Annotated in this window: 9 protein-coding genes and 1 rRNA gene; 5 read left to right on the plus strand and 5 right to left on the minus strand. The window is 43.3% G+C overall.

Translation table 11 applies throughout. The annotated features are described in order from the left end of the window. The 4 genes from C3420_RS15645 to def all read right to left on the minus strand — a co-directional run. Window positions 1-220, minus strand: a 16S ribosomal RNA gene (locus C3420_RS15645); the annotation flags it as partial. 589 nt (window positions 221-809) lie between these two features. Then, window positions 810-2,840 (minus strand): TonB-dependent copper receptor, encoded by a 2,031-nt coding sequence (locus C3420_RS15655; protein ID WP_103800980.1) that lies wholly within the window; start codon window positions 2,838-2,840, stop codon window positions 810-812. A gap of 71 nt (window positions 2,841-2,911) precedes the next feature. Then, entirely contained in the window at window positions 2,912-3,331 is a 420-nt protein-coding gene (locus tag C3420_RS15660; RefSeq protein ID WP_103800981.1) for a DUF2946 family protein, read from the minus strand. Between the two features lie 92 nt (window positions 3,332-3,423). After that, complete coding sequence (gene def / locus C3420_RS15665) at window positions 3,424-3,954, minus strand: peptide deformylase (protein WP_005220256.1); 531 nt, start codon at window positions 3,952-3,954, stop codon at window positions 3,424-3,426. A gap of 120 nt (window positions 3,955-4,074) precedes the next feature. On the opposite strand from def, the gene C3420_RS15670 reads away from it, so the two are divergent. The 4 genes from C3420_RS15670 (at window position 4,075) to C3420_RS17705 (ending at window position 7,402) form a co-directional block, all read left to right on the plus strand. After that, entirely contained in the window at window positions 4,075-5,229 is a 1,155-nt protein-coding gene (locus C3420_RS15670; protein WP_103800982.1) for a LysM peptidoglycan-binding domain-containing protein, read from the plus strand. A gap of 92 nt (window positions 5,230-5,321) precedes the next feature. Next, window positions 5,322-6,461 carry a DNA-processing protein DprA gene (gene dprA / locus C3420_RS15675; RefSeq protein ID WP_103800983.1) on the plus strand — a complete coding sequence of 380 codons (1,140 nt, stop codon included), beginning with the start codon at window positions 5,322-5,324 and terminating at the stop codon, window positions 6,459-6,461. A gap of 40 nt (window positions 6,462-6,501) precedes the next feature. After that, the gene (locus C3420_RS15680) at window positions 6,502-7,077 is read left to right on the plus strand and encodes an L-threonylcarbamoyladenylate synthase (protein ID WP_103800984.1); all 576 of its coding nucleotides are present in this window, start codon (window positions 6,502-6,504) and stop codon (window positions 7,075-7,077) included. Window positions 7,078-7,249: 172 nt separating this feature from the next. Next, window positions 7,250-7,402: a hypothetical protein gene (locus tag C3420_RS17705; RefSeq protein ID WP_005220261.1), complete on the plus strand. Its 153-nt coding sequence runs from the start codon at window positions 7,250-7,252 to the stop codon at window positions 7,400-7,402. Between the two features lie 70 nt (window positions 7,403-7,472). Here the strand turns inward: C3420_RS17705 and C3420_RS15690 are convergent, their stop codons facing one another. After that, a complete protein-coding gene (locus C3420_RS15690) occupies window positions 7,473-8,384 on the minus strand; it encodes a DMT family transporter (protein ID WP_103800985.1) in 912 nt (303 codons plus the stop codon). Between the two features lie 222 nt (window positions 8,385-8,606). Between C3420_RS15690 and C3420_RS15695 the strand changes: the two genes are divergently transcribed. Beyond that, window positions 8,607-9,152, plus strand: coding sequence for a glutathione peroxidase (locus C3420_RS15695; protein ID WP_004895284.1), 546 nt, complete (start codon window positions 8,607-8,609; stop codon window positions 9,150-9,152). The last annotated feature ends 199 nt before the right edge of the window (window positions 9,153-9,351 follow it).

Below are 9,351 nucleotides of genomic sequence, written 5' to 3' on the forward strand. Positions count from 1 at the left end.
TATTAGCGCAAGGTCCGAAGATCCCCTGCTTTCCCCCGTAGGGCGTATGCGGTATTAGCATTCCTTTCGGAATGTTGTCCCCCACTAATAGGCAGATTCCTAAGCATTACTCACCCGTCCGCCGCTAAGCTAAGGTGCAAGCACCCTCGCTCCGCTCGACTTGCATGTGTTAAGCCTGCCGCCAGCGTTCAATCTGAGCCATGATCAAACTCTTCAGTTTAAAATCAATAGTGCTTTATTCAAAACACCAAATCTTGGCTCATCAATTTTCTGACATTCATTTCTCAAATAAACTTCGAGTAATTTCTACCATCAATCAATGAAAATAATTTCGATCAATCAACCAGTAAAAATCCACACAAGTTGTTCTTCATAATCTCTTAATGATCTTCTCAATGCTTCGTCAGCATCAAGCTAGGTCGGCTATATTACTCTCTATCTCTAGAAAGTCAACTAGTAAATCAGATTATTTTTAAACTTATCAAATAAAACCTAACTCAACCAATCTTAACTAAGTTACTGTTTTATCAGAAGTTTTAATCTTCATCACCGCCGATGGATGTGCATTCTACAGCATTTCAGATGCCTTGCAACACCTTTTTTAAAACATTTGAAACGTGTGTTTATTTTATAAACCACAATATTTATAAATAACTGTTTTATATATAAAAAATATTTAAATAAAAATGTTCATTATTTTATTTGGAAATGGTTAAAATAATTAAATATTTGATTTTTATAAATTTTATTAAATTAAAAAAGCAAAAAGCAGAACTTTCGTCCTGCTTTTTGTACTGAATCTAATCAGATTAGAACTTCATACTGATTCTTGCCCAGTAATTTCGTCCCATATTATTGAATTGTTCATTAGCCGCTAGACCGACACCTGCATTTCCCATCTTATTCAAATGCTCGATATAGGTTTTATCTAACACATTATCAATACCCACTGATAAATCGATGTCTTCTGCTAAATTATAGGTTCCATTTAGCGATAATATGCTAAAGCCTGCACTTGGCTGTAGATCGTATCCAACAATATTACCTTCATTCTTACTAATACGGTTTTGACCATCCACTACACGCCACAATAACCCAACATTGTATTTGTCTTGAATATAGCGCAAGTTAACTCGCGCTTCTAAAGGTGAAATTTGTGGTAGCGGCGCATTATTGGTCGTATTTTCACCCCAGGTATACATAGCACTCACGTCAGCCTGAATCGCATCAGTCAATTGATAACCAATTCCGGCTTCTGCACCAGCGATGGTGGCATCAACATTCCGGCTATGAGCTTCCAACATCCCCATCATGCCAGTAGGCTTATATGTCGTTAACACATAATCATTAATCAAACCTGCGTATGCTGATGCCCATGAGTTGAACTTACCATGCGAGTGCTGATACCCAATATCAAGCTGTAAGGTCTTTTCAGTGTCGATATTTTTAAAGGTATTAGTATTTCCATTGCCTGATTTAGGACTAAACAGCTCCCAGTAGTCTGGCATACGCTCCACATAACCCAGTCCAATATAGGTTTTGCCATCTTCATGTCCAGGATGAATGTTCTCAAAACGCAGGAAGCCACTTGGTAAAAGTTGCTGACGAGACTGATTACTTTGAACTGCATCGACATCCACCTGATCTAAACGCAGACCTGTGACAAATTGATTGTCGTTGCCCAAATCATAAGTCAGTTCACCAAACGCGCCGATGGATTGAAATTCCATGTCGGTCATACGAGGTAGATTCTGATAGGAAACACCATTTGTTGTCTTACGAATCGAATGCTCATTGTTTTGCGTATCAACACCAGAGATCAGTTTGATCTTATCCCAGTCACTGGTCATCGCGACACGCGCATTTAAAGTTTTACGTGCAACGTTTGTGGCTGTTTCATTTGGCATCATTCTGGTAGGTTTAAAATCACGAAGACTATAGTTATCCATCACATGGTCGTTATAGTTATAGTTGATCTGCCCTTCTACTTTCTGAATCACGTCGCTGACATCTCTCTTTTCAACACGCAAACCTAAACTTTCACGGGCAAACTTGGAACCATCCATCATACGGCCAGCATACACTGCTTCACCATCAGCCTTACCACCGGTCAGTTCTACCCAGGTGTTTTCATCAGGTGTCCAGCCTAAAGCCAGATCAGCATTCCAGCGTTCCCAGTCTGATGGCACAGTATTGCCATTACCATCCTGATAGCTGTTGGCTACCGAGCGGTTGGTATTGAGGCGAATATATTTCTGTTCATCACCTGCTGCAACTTCGACATTATGATCGAAACGCCCGAAGGAACCCATCAAAACACTGGCCTGACCGCGATAATGTTGATCTTCCCCAAACTGTTCAGGTGTACGTTCAAAAATGACGGTTGCTGCCGAACCGGTATTGGCATACTGAACCGTTTGCGGGCCTTTAATCACTGAAATACGATCATAACTTTCTGGAGAAATATATGAAGTGGGCGAATCCATCCGGCTTGGGCAGGCACCGAGGTTTTCAGTGCCATCAGTCAGGATTTTAATGCGTGAACCGAACATACCGCGGAAAGTGACATCACCATTGGTACCAGCCCCACTATTAACCGAGCTAAAGCCTACAATACTTTGCAGATAGTCAGCACCATCACTGGCAGGAATGGGTTGAATCGGCTGTTTAGGATCTGCACGTACAATCAGCCCATTAGCATCATTGCCTGTAGCAGAAGTCACCACAATTGGAGCCATGGTCTGTACTGGCATGGTTTCATTTGCCAGTACCGTCGAAGAATAACAAGCAACACAAATCGTAGCCGCAAGAGGCTGTAAAGAAAATTTAGGCTGAGCCATTTCTATCTCACTGAATACATAAATTGAACACGGCCTAAGTCAATTAAGACCCAGGCAAAAACAACGTGGATTTATGCAAACAGTGGTGGTGCCCTGCCCTGCGGTAGCAGAAAAAGTTGTTGCAGAACAAACCAGACATGACTGAATGCTTGTTTAAATGCAATCAGTCGAACCTGGATTCGATCCAGTACTTCTTTTAGATCCAGTTCAGGTGGCAGGACCAGATTGCCGTAGACAGTACAGTACTGACATTGATGATTGGCATCATGATGGTCATGGGCAACTTCTACAGACGCAGTCTGAATACTGTGGTCAGTATGATGAGAATGAGCAGCGTGATGCTCATGTGATAAAGGCAAAAAAAGTGCACGCGTGATGGTTTCACAGACCGGAGCAACCTGATATTGCTTCGGCAGCAAAGGCTGCAGGAATACAGCGATCTGTAAAAATGCGGCTGCCAGAGAAAGTAGCAACCCGCCACGTATCACCATAGGAGAAGGGCAAATAAAAATTTGTCACCGTTAATTATAACAAAGCCCAGTAAAAACTGGGCAATAATCAATGCATCAATACGACAAAATACTTAGCGTTTCACTGCAACTTTGGCTTTATCACGCTGACGCGCTGCCTTTTCAATTTTTTCACGGGCACGCTGACGCTTCAAAGGTGATAAATAATCCACGAAAAGTTTACCATTTAAATGGTCCATTTCATGCTGGATACATACAGCCAACAGACCATCCGCCTCAACCTCAAATGCTTGACCTTCAAGATTAATTGCTTGAATTTTTACACGTGACGGACGCTCAACTTTATCGTATATTTGAGGTACTGATAGACAGCCCTCTTCGTATGGCTGTGTTTCTTCAGTCAATGGTGTAATTTTGGGGTTAATGAACACCATGGGTTGATCTTTATCTTCAGACAGGTCCATCACAATCAGCTGAATATGACGATCGACTTGTGTCGCGGCTAAACCGATGCCGGGCGCTTCATACATGGTTTCAAACATATCTGCAGCGAGCTGACGAATTTCATCAGTAACCTCTTCGACTGGTTGTGCAATGGTACGAAGACGGGGATCCGGGAAACTTAAAATAGGTAATAAGGCCATACTGCGTCCTCAATTATGCCATTGATCAAAAAACCAAATGAAGGAATGCTTCATTAAAAAATTGTGTGTAAGATCGTTATTATAACGCAACTTACATACATAATTTTAGGAATTATGATAATGAAAAAGGTTTTGAAGGGCATGCCATCTTTTAGTGCCTTGGGGATTAAAAATCAAATGCTCGCACTTGCAGTTTGTGTGGGTGTTGGTATGGGGACAATTTCAACTACACATGCAGCGCCAGCTCGTAATGTCAATCCACCAAGCCTGAAAGCATCAGCACCGAATGTCTATGTGGTAAAAAAAGGTGACACATTATGGGATATTTCCAAGCGTTTTCTTAAAAATCCGGTACGCTGGCCAGAAATCTGGGCAGGCAATAAGCATGTGAAAAATCCACACTGGATTTTCCCGGGTGACCGTCTGCTAATGTGTGATTACCAGGGCCGCCCAATCATTGGTAAAGATGAAGGTGATGGCTGTACCGGTATCATCAACCGCTACCTTGGCACGAATAAGTTACAGCCTCAGGTGCGTATTGAATCGCTCAACAATACCATTCCTGTTATTCCTTTAGCCCATATCCAGCAATGGCTAGAACGCTATACAATTATGGCAGCAGACTCTATTGAAGGCACTCCTTATATTCTGGGTACAGCTGATCAACGTGTACTGGCTGGTAAAGGCCAGAAAGTTTATGCACGTGGCAATGGCCTGGAAGTGGGTCAACGCTATGCAGTATACCGCGAAGCTGAACCTTACATACTGACTGATGCCAATGGTAAAAAATACACCGCTGCCCTAGAACTACAGCAGGTCGCTTCTGGTATTGCAGTCCGTGGTGAAGGTGATATCACCACGCTGGAATTGACAGATAGCTATAATGCTGAAGTCCGTCGTGGTGACCGGGTACTACCAGAATATGATCCAATGCTGCCTACCCTGTTCTATCCAGTAAATGCGGAAAACAACATTTCAGGTGGTCAGATCATTCGTGTTTTGGGTTCAATTGGTACAGCTGCACGTCATAGTGTTGTCACCATTGACCGCGGCATAGCACATGGTGTTCAGTCTGGTCATGTGTTTAGTGTGAATCAGCAAGGTGAAGTCGTGACTGATCCAAAAACCAAAGAGCGTGTGCAGCTTCCGGGCGAACGCATTGGTAATGTCATGGTCTTCAAAACGTTTGACCAGTTCAGCTATGCCTATGTCCTAGACAGTGAATTGCCGATCAAAGTTGGCGCTAGCATTCAGCCACCGCTGCTGGACGAATAATTTAAAAGAACTTTAATATGATGCTGTGATTCAGCATCATATTAACCTCATTACTCATTATAAAAATAAGAAGACGCAAGATAGGTCTCAATATGTTGAATTCGTTATCTACGACTCAACTGGACAACATTCGCTTATGGTATGTAGTCCAGCATTCCCTCACCAGTTTCTATCGCTTATCTGAATATTATGAAAATCTTGCTGATGCTGTTCAGCCGGATCAAGTCGAGACCTGGCTAAAACTAGGCGTTCATAAAAATCATATCCAGCGGCTTCAGGATTTCAATTGCAAAGATTCCCAGCGCGAGTTTCAGTTTTGTCTGGAGCAGATCCAGAAAACTTGCGACTTTATTTTATTACATAATGAAGCGGACTATCCGCAGCAACTGAGTCACTACACCGATAAACCGCCGATTTTATTTGGTCAGGGCAAGGCCGACAGTTTATTACAGGCACAAGTGGCAATTGTGGGCAGCCGCAAACCGAGCAATCACGGCCGTCAGATGGCTTATGATTTTGCGTATTACTTAAGTGAACAAGGTTTTTATATCAATAGTGGACTGGCACAAGGCATTGATGAAGCGGCACATCGGGCAGCGCTGCAGCAGCATCGTACTATTGCAGTGATGGGCACGGGTCTGGATCAAACCTATCCGGCGACAAATCAGCCATTAAAAGAACAGATCATTGCCCAAGGCGGCACGGTGATTACAGAATTTTTGCCCGGTACTCCGCCTCTGCAACATCATTTTCCACGGCGTAACCGTATTGTCAGTGGACTGAGTCTGGGTGTTATTGTGGCTGAAGCTGCCCTTAAAAGTGGCTCACTCATCACTGCCAAACTGGCTGCCGAACAAGGAAAAACCGTGTTTGCGATTCCCGGACATATCTACAGTGAAAATCACAAAGGCTGTCACCAGCTCATCCGCGAAGGTGCAATTCTGATTGATCATCCAGACCAGGTGGTTGAAGATCTGGCATTAGCCACCCAATGGCAGGCAGCTGAACAAATTTACAAAGCAGAAAATAGTGAACCCGAATTGATCGAGATTCCAGCACACCTGATTCCGCTCTACAACCAGCTCGACTGGATCGGACAAGGCCTAGATCAGATCAGCATTCAACTCAGCCAGGATGTTTCCACAATCACAGCACAGTTGATGGAACTGGAATTACTCGGTTTCAGTACACAACAAGCCGGTATGTTTCTACGTTGTCGTACAGGCAAATAAGGTTCACAATAGCCCTTTGTTGTTTTTAAAAGGTATATACATGATCACCACCTCTGTTGCCGAAGCAGCGACATTCCTGAAACAAGGACAAGTCTTGGCATACCCTACAGAGGCTGTCTGGGGTTTGGGCTGTGACCCTCACAACGAACAGGCATTTCACCAGATTCTGCAACTGAAACAGCGTCCAATTGAAAAAGGTGTGATTCTTCTTGCTGGACATATTTCCCAAGTAGAACATTTACTAGAAGCACTGACACCAGAAATCCGCGAACGTGTTGTTGCCTCATGGACCAACCGCAGCGTATCCGAACGTGCCACCACCTGGCTATTACCTGCCAGTGAAGATATTCCGGCCTGGATTAAAGGCAATCATCCTAAAGTTGCGGTACGTGTTACCACCCACCCTTTATGTATGGCTTTATGTCAGGCTTTTGGAGGCTATATCGTTTCGACCAGTGCCAATCCGGCAGGTCTAAATCCAGCACTTTCACTGCAGGACGCAAAACAATACTTTAAAGAATCTGAGAGCCTGAACTACTTAAATGGCGATTTAGGACTGAGTCAGGAACCCAGCAAAATTATTGATGCTGTGACAGGTGAAGTGATCCGCGCTTGAGCACGGATTTATTTTTTGGCTTTTTCAAATCCGACTAAAGTTTTAAGGTAAAAAAAAGCTCAGCCATATAGGGATGGCTGAGCATAAAAAAGGATGTGTATTATCACATCCAGAGGGTATCGAAATCTCTGGGCATTTCAGCAACAGTCGCTGATCTGCGATGGAGCGTATTATGGGCGAACAGTTTAAAAAAAACAAATATATTTTAGCTCTTAAAAAACAGCTTAAACCTATGATTAATCAATCATTATTTGAAAAAAATTCAAATTATCTTGCTCTTTTTAAAGTGCTTTTTAAAGAAGCTAAAGCTACTCTTCTCGACTAAAGTCTATTTGCCTTTATTCACGAGATCATTCAAGCAAAAAATTAAGTTTGTTTGTTCGTTTTTTGGGCAACTATTTGGCTTTCAGGAGCACTGGCGCCACAGTTTTTTTCTGGGCCAGCACAATTCCGAACAGAATAATCGCCCCACCAATACTGTGATAAATGGTCCAGGCCTCTTTTAACCAGACAAAGGCAATTAAAGCGGTAAACACCGGCATCAGGTTCATAAAGATACTGGTGCGGGTCGGTCCCAGACGCTGAATCGCCATCATCCACACCAAAGGGGCAATTAATGAAGGGAAAATACTGGCGTAGATAACGCTGCCGGCATTGGTCATATTGATGGCATCAAGACCCAACCAGGCCACAAACGGCAGGTGATACAGCAGCGCAAACAGAATCTGCACATACAGGCTCAGCATTAACGGAATCTGCAGCTGCCATTTTTTCAGAAAAACCCCATAAAAGGCATAGAAAAACACGGCGATAATCATCAGCAGATCGCCCCATTGGCCGCCGGCATGCAGCAGGCCCCAAGGATTGCCCTGCCCCATCACATAGATCAGCCCGGCAAAGGACAACAGACTGCCAATAATGGCGTAGCGATTCGGAATATCGCGCAGAATCAGCATCGACACAAAAATGGTAAAAATCGGAATAAAGGCATTAATAATGCCCATATTGGTGGCGGTGGTGTAATGTGCAGCGGTATAAGCCAGTCCCTGATACAGCACCAGACCAAAGGCACTCAGCACTGCCAGCTGTTTCAGATGCGGCACAATCAGGGCACGCTCACGAATCACCCGCGGCAAAATAAACGGGGTTAGAATCAGAAAGGCAAAAAACCAGCGATAAAAACTGATGCTCACCGGCGAGATAAAGTCGGTCACATAGCGGGTCACGACAATATTCAGTGACCAGATCAGTACTGCTGCCAATGGCAGTAAAAGTGCCCACCACACTACCTTGTGTTGCTGTGTCATATACTCATCCATAAAGTGTAGGGTTCAGCATTGTCTGCAAGTCCAAGCCAGCAGCTTTCAATTCAACGCCGTATTGTGTAGCGCAAGCATAATTGATTTTTCACATAAAATTAATGCATGGATTTAAATTTACCCGACTGCCCTACATGTTTTTACTTGTACTCAGCCGGAATACCCGTTACAACATTCGACAGGATAAACACATCAAAAACAGGACTTCATATGAGCACTTCAGTCTACGACATTCCAGTATTAAGCATTCAGGGTGCAGAATTCACTCTCAATCAGTATCAGGGCAAAGTTTTGCTCATCGTCAATGTGGCATCTAAATGCGGCCTGACTCCACAATATGAAGGTTTGCAAAAGCTGTATAATGAGAAAAAAGCCGAAGGTCTGGAGATTCTAGGTTTCCCATCAAATGATTTCCTGGCACAGGAGCCAGGCAGCGAGAAGGAAATCCAGGAATTCTGTTCAGTAAATTATCAGGTCGATTTCCCGCTATTTGCCAAGATCCCGGTCGTTGGAGAAGCCAAACATCCTTTATATGCTGCTTTAACCCAAGCGATTCCTGAACGTACCGGTGAAGGCCCATGGTGGAAAGATCTAGTTGATTACGGCCTGACTCCAAACCAGCCACCTGAAGTGCTATGGAATTTTGAAAAATTCCTGGTCAATAAAAATGGTGAAGTAGTGGCTCGCTTTGCACCGGATATTACCGCAGATGATCCACGTATCATCAATGCAATTAATGCCGAATTGGCTAAATAATTTGCAATAGTAATATAAGCATCTCTCATGGTTAGAGATGCTTATATTTTTTAATTAAAAAAAGATATGTATTAGGACTTACGCATTGACGGATTCAAAAAAGTATTACAATAGTTTATAACGTATCTGTGATCAGACGAACTAAACATGCTTCTACAGCAACTTGTACATTACCCATTTATATGGGCTTTCTCATGAC

This window comes from Acinetobacter sp. ACNIH3 (assembly GCF_002918965.1).
GTDB classification, from domain to species: Bacteria; Pseudomonadota; Gammaproteobacteria; order Pseudomonadales; family Moraxellaceae; genus Acinetobacter; species Acinetobacter schindleri.